Origin of the sequence: Solibacillus sp. FSL R5-0449 (assembly GCF_037975215.1) — a bacterium.
In the GTDB taxonomy this organism is placed as follows: Bacteria; Bacillota; Bacilli; order Bacillales_A; family Planococcaceae; genus Solibacillus.
On sequence record NZ_CP150239.1, the window covers coordinates 2,892,464 to 2,909,423 of the forward strand.

Genomic DNA, 16,960 nt, shown 5'->3' on the forward strand with positions numbered 1-16,960 from the left:
ACCGCACCTCGTTTACATTTAATCTGTTGAAGCTGTTTGCTCTACACCAATCGGTTCTGGAACAGCATCAATTTCCCAGCTGCGTCCTGCTGTAATACCTAAATATTCGTCATCGCTCGGATTGACAATTTCCGCTTGCGGATACTTCTTGAACCACCAGAATTTCGCCAGCACATAATAAAGCGCTGCCCCTACAAAGAAACCGATTAGCGAAGAGAATGATGGCCAAATATTCGCGATCAGCCCGCCGATTACCCAAGCGATAATACCCGCTACATTGACACCTTTTAAATAGCGGAATTGCCCTTCCGCTTCATAAAGGTCTTTTACATTTACTCGTCGCTTACGAAGCAAGTAATAGTCAGCAAATAATATACCGACAATCGAAGAAAGGATACCTCCTACAACAAGAAGGACGCTATTTAAAACATCAAACAAGCTCCAAGGCTGTACAACCGTCCCGACAATACCGGCAACGACTACACCTACCCAGAACGGTATTTTCGGTCCGCCGATATTCGAGAAAATCGTCGCGGCCGGAATAACGTTCGCGGAAGTATTTGTCGACCATTGTGCCAGTACGATCATCGATAACAGCATCACAAGGACAAAACCGCCCGCCGCTTGCTGAAGTGCGTTGATTGGGTCACCTGAACCAGTCGCCATATAACATACCGCACCGATGACGATCATCAGTGTATTGAAAATCGGCTGAACTACTAAAGAGCCAAGTAACTGTGTTTTATTTCGTTTGAACCAGTTACGCTCATTTTTCGGTGCTTTGAAGTGACGAGAAAGTGTCGGCATATCTGCAGCCAATGTCGCCCAGAAGCCCATGATCGCCGTAGCGACTACCATGAATGCCGTAAACTGTTCGAAACCTGTTTGCGGTGCTTCCACCCATGACCATACCGCTTTGCCTTGCTCTTTCGCTTCAGCAGATAATTGCAAATACATCCAAATCGAAATAAAGATAATGACCGGTGCAGCGAAATCCGCGAAACGTTCAATTGATTTAATTCCCAGCGATACGTTGAACAACTGCAACGTCGCGAATACCAGGAAACAGATAAACCAGTTGTCAAAGCCGACCAAAATGTTCAGAATACCATTGATCGCCAGTGCCCCGAAATATGTGTTGATCCCGAACCAGCATGATGCTGTAAATGCACGGGCAAATGACGGGAAGTGCGTGCCGATTGTTCCGAATGGCGCACGCATATAAACAGGAAACGATAAACCGTGTTCAACACCGATATCCCCGATGACGACCATGAAGATCCCGATTAGAATCGAGCCGACCAGTGTCGCCAGGATGAGCATCGGCATACTAAGATTGATAATTCCTCCCGCACCGATTGCGAATGCGGCGAGTACGATGGCCATCCCTACCCAGATAACCCCAAAGCCCATCATACTAATACTTCGGTTTTCGTGTGTGACAGGAAGTAAATCTGGTGATTTTAAATAGTTGCTATTTGCGTCTTTTCTGTCTGACATCGCTACACCTCTCTTTATTCAATTTTTTGGTCTACAGAGGATTCTGCCAGTCACCCGTTGCCGCACATGCGACGCGGGTAGACTGACAGCATCCTTTTAAAAATTTGCGCCAACTACCTTGCAACACTTGAACTGCTTGGAGCAAATCCTGCAATTAGCTTTTGTCTTTCGTTCCACGTCATCGGCGGTTGTGTCGGAACAAGTTCCTTCATCGTAATCGCACCTTCTGCCGGACACACGATCGAACATAAGTTACAGCCTACGCAGTCTTCCTCACGCACTTTCAGCATTGGACGGCCATCTTCTGTATACAGATCGATACATTGATGAGACGTATCTTCACAGGCAATATGGCATTTATTACAGTTGATGCAAACATCATTATTGATCTCCGCAACAACTTTATAATTTAAGTCTAAATCTCCCCAGTCCGAATATTTCGGTACTGTTTTGCCGACTAAATCCATCACCGATGTTAAGCCTTTATCATCTAAATAATTGCTTAAACCATCGATCATATCTTCAACAATGCTGAAGCCATGGTGCATTGCCGCTGTACAAACTTGCACACTCGTCGAACCCATCAGGATGAACTCAGCAGCGTCCTGCCAGTTCGAAATCCCGCCAATTCCGGAGATCGGTAAATTGATATACGGACTTCTCGCACACTCGCCCACCATGTTCAGTGCAATTGGCTTCACGGCCGGTCCACAATAACCTCCGTGTGCCCCTTTATTGCCAACATGCGGAATCGTGTTCCAAGAATTCAGATCAACGCCCGCCAAACTATTGATCGTGTTGATCATACTTATCGCATCCGCACCGCCGCGCACTGCTGCTTCCGCCGTTACAGTAATATCCGTAATGTTCGGAGTCAGTTTGACGATAACCGGTACTTCCGCATATTCTTTCGCCCAATATGTCTGTTTTTCTACCAGATCAGGTACTTGACCCGAAGCGGCTCCCATGCCACGTTCCGCCATACCATGTGGGCAGCCGAAGTTTAATTCGAAGCCATCTACCCCAACATCCTGGACTCTTTTCACGATTTCATGCCACTTTTCGGCTTTCGGCTCGACCATCAATGAAGCGATGATCGTATGATCCGGGAAGCGTTTTTTCGTTTCATAAATTTCCTTTAAGTTCACTTCAAGCGGTCGGTCTGTAATGAGCTCAATATTATTGAAACCCGCTACCTTCTGACCATTGAAACTAACCGCAGCAAAGCGAGAGGAAACATTTAAAATAGGGTCGCCCAACGTTTTCCATACAGCGCCGCCCCACCCCGCTTCAAATGCACGCTGCACTTGATAGCCAGAGTTTGTCGGTGGTGCCGATGCCAACCAAAAAGGATTAGGTGACTTAATACCAGCAAAATCTATTCGTAAATCTGCCATTTCAATTCCCCCTATGCAATTTCTGAATTTGCGTTTAGTTCATAATGAATCGCGTAAGCCGAATCTTTGCCTTGCTGCGCCGCCGATACAACTGTCGCCTCACCGTATCCGTTGCCGTAAATCACATCACCGCAAGCATAAATTTTCGGATTGGATGTCTTCAGGCTGTTGTGATCCACATCAATCACACCGCGAGTATTCGCCAAGCCTAAATGCTCGATCAGTTCATACTGCTTCGTTTGGCCGATCGCCCGAATTACCGCATCCGCCTCAATCACAAATTCAGAACCAGGAATTTCCGTTAATGTCCCTTTTCCACCTTCGATATCTGTCAGCTTCATTTTGATGCATTCCATTCCGATCACTTTACCGTTTTCGTCGCCGATAATGCGCTTCGGTAATGTCAGCCATCTGAATTCAACACCGTCCTGCTTCGCAAAATCAAATTCAAAATCATATGCCGTCATTTCTTTCGATGTACGACGGTAAACGATTTGCACCTGCTCAGCACCAAGTCTTACAGAACATGTCGCTGCATCAATCGCCGTATTACCTGCACCGATAACGAGCACTTTTTTGCCCAGTACGCGATCAGTAAATGAAGATTTCGATTCCTTTACGAAATCTATCGCATCATACACACCGTCCAACTCTTCGCCTTCAATGCCAAGCATCGGCACTTTGCCCATACCTACCGCTACAATGATACGGTCATAGTTTTCAAGCAGTTCATCAACCAATACATCCTCGCCGATCTTCGTGCTTGTTCTAATTTCAACGCCAAGGTTTTGTACTTGCTGCACTTCCCACTCCACCACATCTTGCGGCAGACGGAATGACACGATGCCGTAGTAATTCAGGCCACCCGCTTTTTCATCCGCTTCGAAAATCGTCACACCGTATCCTAGCAATGCCAGTTCACGTGCAGCTGACAACCCTGCAGGACCGCTTCCGATAATCGCGATTTTCTTGCCGTTTGTCGGTTGTGGTGTAAACAGATTGACGTTCGATTCACGCAGCCAATCCGTTGCATAGCGCTGAAGATGACCAATCTGAATCGGTTTTTCCTCACTGTTCAACACACAAGCCCCCTCACAAAGCTCGATTGTTGGACAAACGCGCGCACAGCTAGCGCCTACCGGATTTGATTCCATAATGACACGAGCAGAACCTTTCATATTATTCGAAGCAATTTTCTTGATAAAGCTCGGAATATTAATGCTCGTTGGACACGCCTTTACACATGGCGGATCATAGCAATACAAACAACGATTCGCTTCAACAGTTGCCGCGTATGTTGTTAACCCATCAAATATCTCTTCAAAGTTCTTCGCTAAACTATTGCTCATTTCATAACAACCCTCTCCAGTTTGATTTGTTATTACTTTTAGCTGTTGTATCTTTATCCAGCCGATACCCAACTACCTGCTGGATAAAAATAAGCCCCGGCAGATGTCACAGATTTTTTAGTGAAATGGATGCCAGCCTTTAAATGTTGCGTCGTGCAACAAAGGCTGGCTGATCCACGAATCTGGACGCAATTACGAGAACGTAATTGACCTTGTTATGAAGTTACTTTAGTGGATCCTTTTACTTCACGACGGATATACTTGCCGCTTCCAAGCTGTCCGACGAATTTTTTATCTTGAATGACAAATTCACCGCGCACTAGCACACTTTGTGGCTCACCCGTCACTTCCAGCCCTTCAAATGCGTTGTAGTCCACATTCATATGATGTGTTTCCGCAGAAATCGTACGTTTCACTGTCGGATCGAATAATACGATATCGGCATCCGAACCAACCGCGATTGTCCCTTTTTTAGGGAACAGCCCGAAAATCTTCGCAGACTGTGTTGAAATCATATCGACAAACTCGTTTTCCGTAATGCGTCCTTTTGCAACCCCTTCTGAATACAGGACAGAGAAACGGTCTTCGATAAACGGTCCACCGTTCGGGATTTTCGAGAAGTCGTTTTTCCCTAATGTTTTCTTGCCGTTGAAGCTGAATGAACATTGGTCCGAACCAATCGTCTGCAGCTGCTTCGCCTTCAATGCATTCCACAATACTTCCTGATGCTCTACAGGACGTAACGGCGGAGACCATACATATTTCGCACCTTCAAAGTTCGGCTTTTCCAATGCTGTCTGGTCAAGCACTAAATACGGTGGGCATGTTTCACCTAACACGTTGTAGCCTTTATTACGTGCCGAAATGATTTCATCGACCGCTTCTTTACACGTGACATGCACGATATATAATTGCGCTCCAGCCAAGTTCGCCAGCTCAATCGCACGCTTCGTCGCTTCCCCTTCTACTTCAGGCGGACGAGTAAGCGCATGATAAATCGGCTCCGTCTGACCATTCGCTTTCGCTTCTTCTACTAGCTCATCGATAACCGATCCGTTCTCGCAGTGGACCATTACCGTTGCGCCAAGCTTCTTCCCGACTTTAAACGCCTGGAATAATGTCCGGTCCGTCGCCTGGAATTCTTTTGCATAGGCAAGGAACACTTTGATCGAGCTGATTCCGCCTCTTTCCAACGCTTCCGGTAATTCCTGCAAGCGCTGTTCGTTTAAATCACCGATCATTAAGTGGAAGCCATAGTCGATTACGGCTTTATCTTTCGCTTTGCCATGCCATGTATCGATCGCATCCATCAATGTAGGCGAGCCCGCACTAATACAGAAATCGATAATTGTCGTTGTTCCCCCGTATGCCGCAGCAATTGTTCCAGATTGCCAGTCATCATCTGTTACCGTGTTGTTGAACGGCATATCGAGATGGGTATGAGGGTCAATACCACCCGGGAATAAAAGCTTTCCTGTTGCATCAATAATTTCCGCATCTGCATCATCTATTTTCGCTGCAATTTGAGTGATGATCCCATCCTCGATCAGCACATCCCCTTTAAATGTATCCGCAGCAGTAACAATTGTTCCCCCAGTAATAATCTTTTTCATATGAACCCTCCTAGTTTTCTAGTAACTTCTATTGAAAAAATGAAAAACCAAAGTGCATCCTAGTATTTGAGAATATTTACTAGTTTTTTAGCATATAATTTAATATATAGTATTATATGTAACAATTAGTAACATAATATCTAATTAACAGAAAAAATTTCAAAAATATTTTCTGTTGGCGAAAATCCTTGCGAATCCTTCATATACATAACTTTACTGAATATTTTGACTAAATTTAATATACAAAAGGTAATTTTTTCCGTAAATATTTTAGACAAAAGGTTAAAAGTTGTTAGGAAATATACTGTTTTTGCGTAAACTTTTCTAACATAATGTATTGGTTTTGGTTTGGGCTTCTACTAGAAGTGAGGTTCGTGGGTGAAGTTTTCTAATATATTAGGAGGATGTTCTAATATATTTTTATTTGTTCTAATAAACTTTGGATGTTCTAATATAATCGTCTATTGTTCTAATATGTGTGTGCAATGTGCTAATATCCCCTCCCGATCTTCAAATATCCACGGCGTTTCTTCTAATATCCGCCCGCAATGTTCTAATAAAACCGCGAACCCGCATCCGCCCACCCCAAAAACAGGGTCCGCTAACCTTATTACTACTCAATCTTCTACTAAATTCGAGAACTGTTCTAATAACCGGCCAACTTCTTCTAATATCCGCCGCAAATGTTCTAATAAAATATAAACCTGCCCATACCTGAACTTAAATTTATGTCCACCAACCCCAATCTTCTACTAAAACCTCCCTCCCGCTGCAAGCACACCACCCCTAAACAAAAAAACAGCCTAACCCCACATCCTGGAATTAAGCTGTTTCTGCACGTATTTTAGTTATTGCTAGGGAAAGCGAATGTCGATGCTGTTGTTTCTGTTGTGTCTGGCCAGCGTTCCGATACTGTTTTCGTTTTCGTAAAGAATCGGGCCTGATCCGGACCAAACATATGCCCTTCACCAAAGCGCGAACCTTTGAAGCCGGCAAAGTTATGATAGCCGACAGGGATTGGAATCGGTACATTGACGCCGACCATGCCGACATCGATCTCCATTGTAAACTTGCGCGCTGCCGCACCATCGTTCGTGAAAATCGTAACCCCATTCGCCAGATCCTGACCATTAATGAAATCAATCGCTTCCGCCAGCGAGTTTACGCGCACGACATTACGAGCCGGACCGAAAACTTCCTCATCGAAAATTTCCATCTCCTTCGTAATATTGTCCAGCAATGTCGGACCAACGAAGAAGCCTTCCGAGTTTTTCACGATATCCAGTTCACGGCCATCCACTACAACCGTCGCCCCTTGACGTTCAGCTAGATCAATTGCTTTCAAAATATTCTCTTTCGACTCTTTTGAAATGACCGGACCAAAATCCGTGCCTTCTTCTTTATAGCTGCCCACTTTTAAGTTGCTGATTTTCTCTTTCAAAATCGCAACAAGTCGGTCAGCCGTCTCTTCACCAACCGGCATAATTGTCGAAATTGCCATGCAGCGTTGAGAAGCCGCGCCGTATGCCGCACCGATAAACGCGTTTGCTACTTGCTCTAAATCCGCATCGGGCATAACGATCATATTGTTTTTCCCGCCGCCTAAAGCCGTTACGCGCTTGCCGTATTTTGAGCCTGTTTCATAAATATATTTTGCAACAGGTGTTGAACCGACAAATGAAATCGCCTGAACAGTCGGGTTTTCCAATAGCTCATTTACCGCCTCTTTACTGCCGTTCACTACTGTCCAAATCCCATCCGGCAGTCCTGCTTTTTTCCATAGCTCACTGACAAACAGTGAAGTCATCGGTACCTTTTCAGATGCCTTTAAAATAACCGCATTCCCAACAGCAACCGCCATCGAAGTTTGCGCTAACGGCACCATGATCGGGAAGTTGAATGGCGAGATTGCCGCCACGACACCTAAAGGATATTTCGCAGAGTAGGCATTAATTTGACCACCTACATTTACCGAATATTCCCCTTTTACTAAATGAGGCGCACCGATTGCCAAGTCAACCGATTCCAGTGCGCGAGTCACCTCACCGCGCGCATCCTCCAACGTTTTCCCGCTCTCCGTACAAATAATATCCAACAGCTGATCCATATTTTCTGTCAGTAAAAATCGGAAACGCATCAATACTTCCGCACGCTTCGCAACAGATAAATCACGCCATGCAGGGAAAGCCGCTTTTGCTGCTGCAATGGCTTCACGTGTTTCTTCAGCTGTCGCAATCGGAACTTCGGCAATTACTTCGCCTGTCGTCGGGTTATAAACTTTCGAATAGTTGTTGCTCTTCCCTTCGACCAATTCCCCATTGATAAAATGTGTTAATTTTTTTACCGAAACTGCTTCTGTCATTATGAAGATCCCCCTTATTTAATACTGTTCACTGCTTCAATCACTGTATTGGCAATCAGGTCCTTTTCCTCCAAAGAAATTGAAAGCGGCGGTGACAGTGTTAATACGTTATTGAAGTTTGCAACCGTTACACCGTTTTTCCCGATAATGACGCCTTTTTTCTTGCAGTAGGCAATCACTGCATTGACGCGCTCAACATCGAGCGGTGCTTTCGTTTCCTTATTTTCAACAAGCTCAATCCCGATCAGTAACCCTTTACCGCGGATATCGCCTACATAAGGATGATCCTCGAGATTTTCTTTCAATGTGCGCTTCAGCGATTCTCCGAGTACAACGGATTGCTCGAATAAATTTTCGCGCTCCATAATTTCAATGTTTTTCAGTGCGACCGCACAAGCGACGGGTGAACCGCCAAATGTATTAATATGACGGAAAAATTCATATTCCCCATTTGCGACAAACTGCTCGTAAATTTCACGGCGGATCGCAGTTGCTGATAACGGCATGTAAGCACTTGTTAACCCTTTAGCCATCGTCACAACATCCGGCTTAATGCCGTAGTTCTGGAATCCGAACGCTTTACCTGTACGTCCGAAACCATTGATTACTTCGTCAACAATCAGCAGCGCTCCGTGTTTTTCGCACACTTCCTTTACGCCTTTCAAGTAATCTTCATTCGGCATGATGACACCGCCACCTGTAATGATCGGCTCCATAATGACCGCGGCGATCGTTTCAGACATTTCCCAAGTCATTACTTGGTCGATATTTTTCACACTAGGCAATGTCATAGCATCACCATTTACCGCTTCTTCCGGATTGCGGTACTGATCAGGTGGTGCTACATGTAAAAAGCCGGGTGCAAGCGGCTCGTATTTATATTTACGCTGCGCTTGGCCTGTTGCTGCCAATGCGCCCATTGAACTTCCATGATAAGCACGGTAGCGGGAAATGATTTTATAGCGGTTCGTATCACCTTTTTGCTGATGATATTGTCTTGCCACTTTAAACGCCACTTCATTTGCTTCCGATCCGCTGTTCGAATAGAAGACAACATATTCATCACCAAGCAGCTCACTGATTTTCTGGCTCAGTAAAATCGCCGGTGTGTGTCCGTTCGTTAGCGGTGTATAAGAATTTTTAAGCATTTGCTCGTAAGCTGTGTCGGCAATCTCCTTACGACCATAACCAATATTTGTACACCAAAGCCCTGCCATTGCATCTAAATATTTATTGCCATCGATGTCTGTCAGCCAAGCCCCTTCCGCTCGCTCAACGATAAATGTTGCTTCCGGGTTATAAGGCTTCATCGAGTGCCATACATGTTTTTCGTCATCTGCTTTCCAGTTATACTCTACATATTGGCTCATGCATTTCCCTCCTACATTCCTAAACTCTGTTTCTATTTTCGCTTATTGGAAGAATAAGGGCATTATACATAGTGTCAAATGGATGTTGAACTCGATTTCACATTAAGGCCAAAGAGCTTACTAGACCACGCCTCCTAAACCTTCACACCCTCATAATAATTATGCTTCGTCATAAGCAGCATAATCTCCAGGCAGAGGCGGTTTTCGTACTTCATAAAATCATTGCCGATGATCTGCTCCACCTTTTCCAGGCGGTGATAAAGGGTTTGGCGGACGATGAACAGTTTTTCGGCGGTTTCCTTTTTCAGTCCGTTACACTGAAAATACACATCGAGTGTTTGGATCAGATTTGCATTGTGCTTGCAGTCATACTGGCTGAGCTTTTCGATTTTTTCCTTCGCCGCCTGCATGAGACTGTTGTTGTTTTGCAGCACTTTCACCATATGGTACAGCACCAGTTCATCGTAAAAATACGAAAGCTCCATATGTTTCATCCGAATCTGCAATGTTTCCTGTGCAGTTTGATAGCTTTCCTTCAATTCATTGTAATGCGAAACATATTTCCCAACAGCGATCAGCATGTCCTGTTTATTTTGCTGGATCACCTCATTCATCACACGGTTCATCCGCTCTTTATACGTAGCTCCCTGCGCCAGGTCATTGACGATGAAAATCAAATATTGGGACTGCTCGACAATAAATGTGTAAAACCCTTCCTTCTGCAGCGCCTGACGAAGATTGATTTTATAGTTCGTTAAATCTTTTTTCGCATTTTTCCTTCTCAGCTGATGAATCATAACCATCCAGCCATTATGCTTCAACTTCTGGTCGATCTCTTCGATAAAATAAAGCAGCTCGTCATCGCTGTTTTCACCTTCAAGCCACTTCTCGAAAAATTTTCGGTTCTCGCTCTCCAATTTTTCTTCAATATATAAATCTCTTAAAATAAATTGCGAAAGCGTAACAACAGTACGGTCCAAAATAAGCAAATCCAACTCCGTCATTTCTCTTTTTTCCGAGTAGATATAAACCGTGCCGTACAACTGATCAAATAAATTCACTTCAATACTTGCTTTATGTTTACTACTTAAACGGTCGATGTACTTTTTGCAATTTTCAATCTTTTTATCCGGGATTGCGAGACTTGCTCCTCTTTTCACATCAAAATAAATATCCACATTCAAATACTTTTGCATATACTGCAAAATCTTTACTTTATCATTTACTTTCAAAACATAGTTGTTAATTTTCTGGGAATAATCTTCGAGCTGCCTTAAAATATCGTATTGCTGATGAATGATTGCTGTATGCAAATCTTGCGTAATGCCGACAAACGGGACAATCTCCTGAAAAACGATGAGCGGGAAATCCAGTTCATCTGCCAGATTCATAACCCTTTCCGGAACGGTTTGAATATACATCCCCAGCTCGATACAAAGCCCGGCTACATGCAAATCGCTAAGTTGCTTCACAAAATTCAAAAAGCCTTGTTCATTATCTTTTAAAGTGACGCCTGTCGTCAGAATGAGCTCATTTCCTCTAATAAGCTGCTTCACATCGGTTACTTCCAATATATGAATCCATTTAATCGCATGATTTAAGCCGGTTTGACCTGCAACGACCTTCGCTGATTCAAAGTACTTTCGATTTAGAACTTCTTTTACGGTTAACATAAGCAGCCCCCCTATCATTAACAATTCGTCCATACAATTATTGTAACATTTTACATTAAGTATATATTAATTTGTTATATGCTAGTGCTAATGTTTATATATTATTGAATTTAAGGGGGACTTTTATGTTAAAAACAAATCGCGAACGACTTCAAAATATGATTGATTTATTCAGCCAATTTGGGGCAACAGAAAATAACGGTGTCACACGTTTAAGCCTATCTCCCGAAGATATTCTCGCGCGCAACAAATTCAAGGAAATTTGCGAACAGCTCGGTATGACCGTAACGGTTGATGATATGGGCACAATGTATGCAACACTTCCTTCCAACTCCGATAATTTACCGATTGTCATCGGCTCACATTTGGATTCAGTGATTAAAGGCGGACGCTTCGATGGCGTGCTAGGTGTTTTAACTGCACTGGAAGCCGTCCAAACGATTATCGATAAAAAACTCGAACTGAATCATCCTATCACGATTGTAAACTTCACAAATGAAGAAGGTGCACGTTTCGAACCTTCACTAATGGCTTCAGGTGTTCTTTCTGGAAAATTCGAAAAGGAAAAGATGCTCGCTTCAACTGACCCTAAAGGCGTAACATTTGAACAAGCCCTGAAAGAAAGCGGCTATGAAGGCGACGTTTCAAACCGTCTGACAGAGGCACATGCCTACTTGGAGCTTCATATTGAACAAGGTCCCGTGCTGGAATATTATAAAAAAGAGATCGGTGTCGTGGAAGGCGTTCTTGGCATGGTATGCTATGATATTACGTTAACCGGCGAATCGAACCATGCGGGCACTACCCCTATTTCCATGCGTAAAGACAGCATGTTTGCTGCGATGCAAATCATTTCAATTCTGCAAAATAAACTAAAACAGCTTCCTGAAGATCTTGTCTATACAATCGGGCGCATCAATGCCTACCCGAATATTCATACAGTCATCCCAAGTAGTGTTACCTTCTCGCTGGAATCCCGCCACCAGGACCCGGCAGTCATTCAGCAAGTGGAGCAAATTATTTTTGACCTGCCAAAAGAAATCGAAAACTGCGAGTTGAGCTATGAAAAACTATGGAGCCGTGATACGGTGTATTTCGCACCGGAAGTTGTTCATGCTGTTGCAGCAAGCACAGATGAACTAGGCTACTCACGCCATCATATGTTCAGCGGTGCCGGCCACGATGCACAATTTATTGCACAGTACATTCCTTCTACGATGATTTTCGTTCCAAGTGCGAAAGGCTATAGTCACCGCGAAGATGAATATACTTCCTACGAAGAATGTTCAAATGGTGCGGATGTCCTTCTGAATGCGGTATTGAAAGTAGCTGAATCTTCGGTGTCACCCGTAAAGTCTGCTAGTGTAAACTAATGGTTTTATGATGAAATTAATAGAATTGCCCTCCTCTTCTTATTAGGTGAACATACTATATATGGAACCTACTAGAAGGAGGTGGGATGATGAGACGTCCTGCAATGGGGTTCTGCTTTCCTGGTTACCGTTACTGCGGTCCGGGATGCACTGGACCTGGTGCACCAACGAATGAAGTAGATAATTGCTGTCTGAACCATGATGCTTGCTATGCAAGTGGATATGATAAACGATATTGTGACGCAATTTTCCAGCAATGTTTAAATCAATACAAAAACCCCTCAACGAAAATGGGGAGGGACGCAAATTTATTTTCTAGAGCAATTCGGTTAAAGGACTTTCTAATATAAACTAAAACACAGGCATGAATTCCTTTTCAAAAGGTTTCATGCCTGTGTTTTCAATTAATTAATCAATCTTCTGACCTGTAATTTCCTCTAACTTACCGTTTTCTTTAATTTTTGCTAAGCCTTCATTTAAGCGGTCTAATAATTCTTTGTTCCCTTTTTTCACCATGAAGCCGTAATATTCTTTTTCGAACTGATCCGATTCGATCGCTTTTAGTCCTGAATTCGGATTGTTCTTTAAGTATTCGATTACAACGGCATTATCGCCGATCGCTGCTGCTGTTGCACCATTGATTACTTCCTGGAATGCAACTGGCTGGTTTTCATAAGCTAAAATTTTTGAGCTTGATTTTCCTTGCAGATTTTGTGCGGCAATATGGCCGGTTGTATTAATTTGAACCGAGATTTTTTGATCTTTTAACTCATCCAATGTTTCGATTGGTGAATCTTCTTTTACAACGATCATCAATGACGCTTCATAATATGGATCTGTGAAGTCATACGTTTCTTTACGCTCTTCTGTAATTGTGATGCCTGATGCACCTAAGTCCAGTTCACCGTTCGTAATTTGTTGGAATACCGGCTCCCAACCGACATTTCGGAATTCGACTTCCGAACCGATTTCTTCACCGATTGCGTTCATAATATCCACATCGATTCCGACAATCTCACCTTTGTCATTCATTGATTCAAATGGTGCAAATGTTGCTTCTGTTCCGACTAGCAGCTTTTTACCGCCACCTTCTCCGGCTGTTGCACTTCCTGATGTTTCATCATCTGATGTTCCGCATGCGGCTAAAATGATCGTTAATGTCATGAGCAGCATTGTTATTAAAAATTTCTTCGTCTTGAACATTATAAAACCCCCTCTATTTTTGTTAAGATTATACATTTTTTAGTAAAGCCACACAATACGAAATTCTAAATCTTCTGATAGTTTACGTTATAAAGATTCACCAAGGAGTCGCCTCCCCTGCATTCCAACCATCTGTGCTCTCTACTAAATATAAAAAACTACCTTCTACTATTCATCATAATAGAAGATAGTTCCCACTGCTTTTATAGAACTTTTCCTAAAAAGGCTTTTGTACGTTCGTTTTGCGGGTTGCCGAATACTTCATCCGGGTGGCCTTGCTCTACGATATAGCCGCCATCCATAAACAGTACACGGTCGCCGACTTCACGTGCGAAGCCCATTTCATGTGTGACGACAACCATTGTCATCCCTTCTTTTGCAAGGTTCTTCATTACTTCCAGAACCTCTTTCACCATTTCCGGGTCAAGGGCTGACGTCGGTTCGTCAAACAGCATCACTTTCGGCTTCATCGCCAACGCACGGGCAATCGCTACACGCTGCTGCTGACCGCCTGATAACTGCTGCGGATAGTTATATGCCTTTTCACGCAAACCGACCTTGTCCAATAGCTCCAGTGCCAGTTTTTCGGCATCCGCCTTGTTCAGCTGGCGAATTTGCATTGGCGCCATCGTAATATTATCGATGACCGACATATGCGGGAATAGGTTGAACTGCTGGAACACCATTCCTACTTCTGTACGGATCTCGTTAATATTTGTTTTCGGATCATTTATTTTAGTACCTTCTATATAGATTGCCCCATCCGTTACTTCTTCCAGCAAATTCATGCAGCGAAGAAACGTTGATTTCCCAGAACCAGATGGCCCGATGACACAAACTACCTCTTTTTCATGTACTTCATAATCGATCCCTTTTAACACTTCGAGCTTGCCAAAATGCTTGTGTAAGTTTTCTACTTTAATCATTTACGCGCGCTCCTTTTTCTTACGTGGGTTGTAATTGATATCCACTCGTCTTTCGATAAATGCAATGAGCTTCGTTACAGCATACGTCAATACAAGGTATAGGAACGCCGCGAATAAATACGGCTCCCAGAAACGCTGATACGTTCCGGCTACTACTTTACTTACGTATAAAATTTCGGCTCCGGCGATTACCGTTACAAGTGAAGAATCTTTTAACAGTGCGATAAATTCATTTCCTAAAGGCGGAATCATTCGACGGAACGCCTGCGGTAAAATAACTTTGCGCATCGCCTGGCTTTGCGTTAATCCTAAAGACCTTGCAGCTTCCATTTGCCCTTTGTCGATCGACTGGATCCCTGCACGGAAAATTTCTGCATTATATGCAGCACTGTTTAAAATCAGTCCGACAATACCCGATACCCACCAACCTTGTGATGTTCCGAAAATAGTCGGAATAACCGCTAAGTGAATTAATAATAATTGTACGAGCATTGGCGTACCACGGAATACGTCGACATAGATTTTCGCCGGCCAGTAAATCCACTTTTTTGTTGAAACTTGGCCTAATCCTAAAACTAGACCGAATATGATCCCACCAATATAACCACATGCTGTTAAAACAATAGTCGCCCAAAGTCCTTTTGCATATAGTTCACGGTAGTTCCAGATTATATCCCAACGGAAAAAATCAAAAAAATCCATCTGAAACCCTCCAATAAATTAAAATGTAGCTTATTCGATTTCTGTACCTGTAATTTCAGCTAGCTTGCCATTGTCTTTAATTTTTTGAAGACCTTCATTTAAAATGTCCAATAGCTCTTTGTTGCCCTTTTTCACCATAAAGCCGAAGTAATCTTTTTCGAATGAGTCATCTTCCACTGCTTTTAAGCCTGAATCAGGATTGTTTTCAAGGTAATCTAAAATTACTGCATTATCACCGATTGCGGCATCTGCTGCACCTGTCAGTACTTCTGTTAGAGCAACAGAGAAGTTTTCATAAGCTAAAATCTTCGAGCTTGCAACACCTTGAAGTTCCTGAGCTGCGATATGACCTGTCGTATTGATTTGCACCGCGATTTTTTTGTCTTTAATATCTTCTAACGATGCCACTGTCGAACCTTCTTTTGTCACGATCAATAACGTCGCTTCATAATAAGGATCTGTAAAGTCATAAGTTTGTTTACGCTCATCTGTAATTGTAATCGCTGCTGCACCCATATCCACTTCACCATTTGTTACTTGGCTCATCATTGAGTCCCAGCCTACATTTTTCACTTCTGTCTCGATGCCCATCTCTTCGCCGATCGCTGCTAAAATCTCTGAATCTAATCCAACAACATTGCCTTTATCATCTAAGTATTCGAATGGTGCATATGTAGCTTCCGTACCTGCAACAATTTTCTTATATTCTTTATCACCTGTTGATGAAGATTCGTCTGCTCCACATGCTGTTAAAATCATCGAAGCTGCTGCTAAAGGTGCTGCCCATTTAAATAGTTTTCTAGTACTCATTATGAATATCCTCCTGGATGTAATAGTTTTTTTGTTAATAACATGTTCAATTATATTAATTCCACAATTAATATACAACATTTAATTTTTAAAAAATTGATTATTATTGCAGTATGATGAATTAATATAACAAAATCGACGGTTTATTTGCATATAATTTAATATTTATTCAATCATTTACTATTTCATTATTGTATCCCCCTTCTAAAAAGCCTCACTTTCCATTACATATATTCCCTGTTTTTTATAATATATGTTAATTCTATAAAGAATTTTTACTAAAACAAAAAAGACCGCACAAGAGGAGCTCCTCTCATACAGTCTTGAAATTATTATTTAGTTAGAGAACGAATGAAGGATAAAAAGAACCGGTACAGTGATTCCTTCTATCCTACTAAAACTTCATTCTCTATTGCAAAAAAACCTCAGATGTTTTTTTACAATTGATATTGAAACGTATATTAAAACAGTAAAATGGTGCCCCCTAAAGGACATGATAGTATGGTCTATCTAACTAGTTTTGTAAAAACACAACATTTAATAATGTACTAATTTTCTACATATAATTCAAGTAGGAAATGTACTTTTTTATAAAGAAATTTTGTTTTTTTAAGTGAAGAGCGTTTAAATTAGTTCGGTTTCGGAAACTTATAGTGTAGCGTCAAAAATAAACTGTAGAAAA

13 protein-coding genes are annotated in these 16,960 nt (G+C 42.6%); 2 read left to right on the plus strand and 11 right to left on the minus strand.

The features are described 5' to 3' along the window. Nucleotides 1–18 precede the first annotated feature (18 nt). The 7 genes from MKY27_RS14500 to MKY27_RS14530 all read right to left on the minus strand — a co-directional run bounded on the left by MKY27_RS14500 (nucleotide 19) and on the right by MKY27_RS14530 (nucleotide 11,264). The gene (locus tag MKY27_RS14500; protein WP_339196002.1) at nucleotides 19–1,500 is read right to left on the minus strand and encodes an NCS1 family transporter; all 1,482 of its coding nucleotides are present in this window, start codon (nucleotides 1,498–1,500) and stop codon (nucleotides 19–21) included. A 113-nt stretch (nucleotides 1,501–1,613) separates the two neighbouring features. Next, complete coding sequence (gene preA / locus MKY27_RS14505) at nucleotides 1,614–2,897, minus strand: NAD-dependent dihydropyrimidine dehydrogenase subunit PreA (protein ID WP_339196003.1); 1,284 nt, start codon at nucleotides 2,895–2,897, stop codon at nucleotides 1,614–1,616. An 11-nt stretch (nucleotides 2,898–2,908) separates the two neighbouring features. Continuing rightward, nucleotides 2,909–4,246, minus strand: coding sequence for an NAD(P)-dependent oxidoreductase (locus MKY27_RS14510; RefSeq protein WP_339173387.1), 1,338 nt, complete (start codon nucleotides 4,244–4,246; stop codon nucleotides 2,909–2,911). Between the two features lie 215 nt (nucleotides 4,247–4,461). Next, nucleotides 4,462–5,859: a dihydropyrimidinase gene (hydA, locus tag MKY27_RS14515; protein WP_339196004.1), complete on the minus strand. Its 1,398-nt coding sequence runs from the start codon at nucleotides 5,857–5,859 to the stop codon at nucleotides 4,462–4,464. 844 nt (nucleotides 5,860–6,703) lie between these two features. Next, nucleotides 6,704–8,221 (minus strand): CoA-acylating methylmalonate-semialdehyde dehydrogenase, encoded by a 1,518-nt coding sequence (locus MKY27_RS14520; RefSeq protein WP_339196005.1) that lies wholly within the window; start codon nucleotides 8,219–8,221, stop codon nucleotides 6,704–6,706. A 14-nt stretch (nucleotides 8,222–8,235) separates the two neighbouring features. After that, complete coding sequence (locus MKY27_RS14525; protein WP_339196006.1) at nucleotides 8,236–9,591, minus strand: aspartate aminotransferase family protein; 1,356 nt, start codon at nucleotides 9,589–9,591, stop codon at nucleotides 8,236–8,238. A 134-nt stretch (nucleotides 9,592–9,725) separates the two neighbouring features. Continuing rightward, the gene (locus MKY27_RS14530) at nucleotides 9,726–11,264 is read right to left on the minus strand and encodes a PucR family transcriptional regulator ligand-binding domain-containing protein (RefSeq protein ID WP_339196008.1); all 1,539 of its coding nucleotides are present in this window, start codon (nucleotides 11,262–11,264) and stop codon (nucleotides 9,726–9,728) included. Nucleotides 11,265–11,389: 125 nt separating this feature from the next. Between MKY27_RS14530 and MKY27_RS14535 the strand changes: the two genes are divergently transcribed. Together MKY27_RS14535 and MKY27_RS14540 are read left to right on the plus strand one after the other, a co-directional pair. After that, nucleotides 11,390–12,637 carry a Zn-dependent hydrolase gene (locus MKY27_RS14535; protein WP_339196010.1) on the plus strand — a complete coding sequence of 416 codons (1,248 nt, stop codon included), beginning with the start codon at nucleotides 11,390–11,392 and terminating at the stop codon, nucleotides 12,635–12,637. A gap of 104 nt (nucleotides 12,638–12,741) precedes the next feature. Beyond that, nucleotides 12,742–12,987 carry a Parvovirus coat protein VP1-like protein gene (locus MKY27_RS14540; protein ID WP_339199743.1) on the plus strand — a complete coding sequence of 82 codons (246 nt, stop codon included), beginning with the start codon at nucleotides 12,742–12,744 and terminating at the stop codon, nucleotides 12,985–12,987. Nucleotides 12,988–13,045: 58 nt separating this feature from the next. Here MKY27_RS14540 and MKY27_RS14545 read toward each other — a convergent pair whose 3' ends face one another. The 4 genes from MKY27_RS14545 to MKY27_RS14560 all read right to left on the minus strand — a co-directional run bounded on the left by MKY27_RS14545 (nucleotide 13,046) and on the right by MKY27_RS14560 (nucleotide 16,278). Then, entirely contained in the window at nucleotides 13,046–13,840 is a 795-nt protein-coding gene (locus tag MKY27_RS14545; RefSeq protein WP_339173399.1) for a basic amino acid ABC transporter substrate-binding protein, read from the minus strand. Between the two features lie 203 nt (nucleotides 13,841–14,043). Continuing rightward, nucleotides 14,044–14,766, minus strand: a complete 723-nt coding sequence (locus MKY27_RS14550) for an amino acid ABC transporter ATP-binding protein (protein WP_079524429.1) — start codon at nucleotides 14,764–14,766, stop codon at nucleotides 14,044–14,046. Beyond that, a complete protein-coding gene (locus tag MKY27_RS14555) occupies nucleotides 14,767–15,468 on the minus strand; it encodes an ABC transporter permease subunit (protein WP_014822776.1) in 702 nt (233 codons plus the stop codon). Between the two features lie 30 nt (nucleotides 15,469–15,498). After that, complete coding sequence (locus tag MKY27_RS14560) at nucleotides 15,499–16,278, minus strand: basic amino acid ABC transporter substrate-binding protein (RefSeq protein WP_339196012.1); 780 nt, start codon at nucleotides 16,276–16,278, stop codon at nucleotides 15,499–15,501. Between the last annotated feature and the right edge of the window lie 682 nt (nucleotides 16,279–16,960).

Excerpts from the sequence above, each read along its gene's own strand:
- MKY27_RS14540 (WP_339199743.1), top strand. The coding sequence starts at position 12,742 with ATGGGGTTCTGCTTTCCTGGTTACCGTTACTGCGGTCCGGGATGCACT.
- MKY27_RS14545 (WP_339173399.1), bottom strand. The coding sequence starts at position 13,840 with ATGTTCAAGACGAAGAAATTTTTAATAACAATGCTGCTCATGACATTA.
- MKY27_RS14560 (WP_339196012.1), bottom strand. The coding sequence starts at position 16,278 with ATGAGTACTAGAAAACTATTTAAATGGGCAGCACCTTTAGCAGCAGCT.
- MKY27_RS14510 (WP_339173387.1), bottom strand. The coding sequence starts at position 4,246 with ATGAGCAATAGTTTAGCGAAGAACTTTGAAGAGATATTTGATGGGTTA.
- MKY27_RS14525 (WP_339196006.1), bottom strand. The coding sequence starts at position 9,591 with ATGAGCCAATATGTAGAGTATAACTGGAAAGCAGATGACGAAAAACAT.
- MKY27_RS14530 (WP_339196008.1), bottom strand. The coding sequence starts at position 11,264 with ATGTTAACCGTAAAAGAAGTTCTAAATCGAAAGTACTTTGAATCAGCG.
- MKY27_RS14550 (WP_079524429.1), bottom strand. The coding sequence starts at position 14,766 with ATGATTAAAGTAGAAAACTTACACAAGCATTTTGGCAAGCTCGAAGTG.
- hydA (WP_339196004.1), bottom strand. The coding sequence starts at position 5,859 with ATGAAAAAGATTATTACTGGGGGAACAATTGTTACTGCTGCGGATACA.
- MKY27_RS14500 (WP_339196002.1), bottom strand. The coding sequence starts at position 1,500 with ATGTCAGACAGAAAAGACGCAAATAGCAACTATTTAAAATCACCAGAT.
- MKY27_RS14535 (WP_339196010.1), top strand. The coding sequence starts at position 11,390 with ATGTTAAAAACAAATCGCGAACGACTTCAAAATATGATTGATTTATTC.
- MKY27_RS14555 (WP_014822776.1), bottom strand. The coding sequence starts at position 15,468 with ATGGATTTTTTTGATTTTTTCCGTTGGGATATAATCTGGAACTACCGT.
- MKY27_RS14520 (WP_339196005.1), bottom strand. The coding sequence starts at position 8,221 with ATGACAGAAGCAGTTTCGGTAAAAAAATTAACACATTTTATCAATGGG.
- preA (WP_339196003.1), bottom strand. The coding sequence starts at position 2,897 with ATGGCAGATTTACGAATAGATTTTGCTGGTATTAAGTCACCTAATCCT.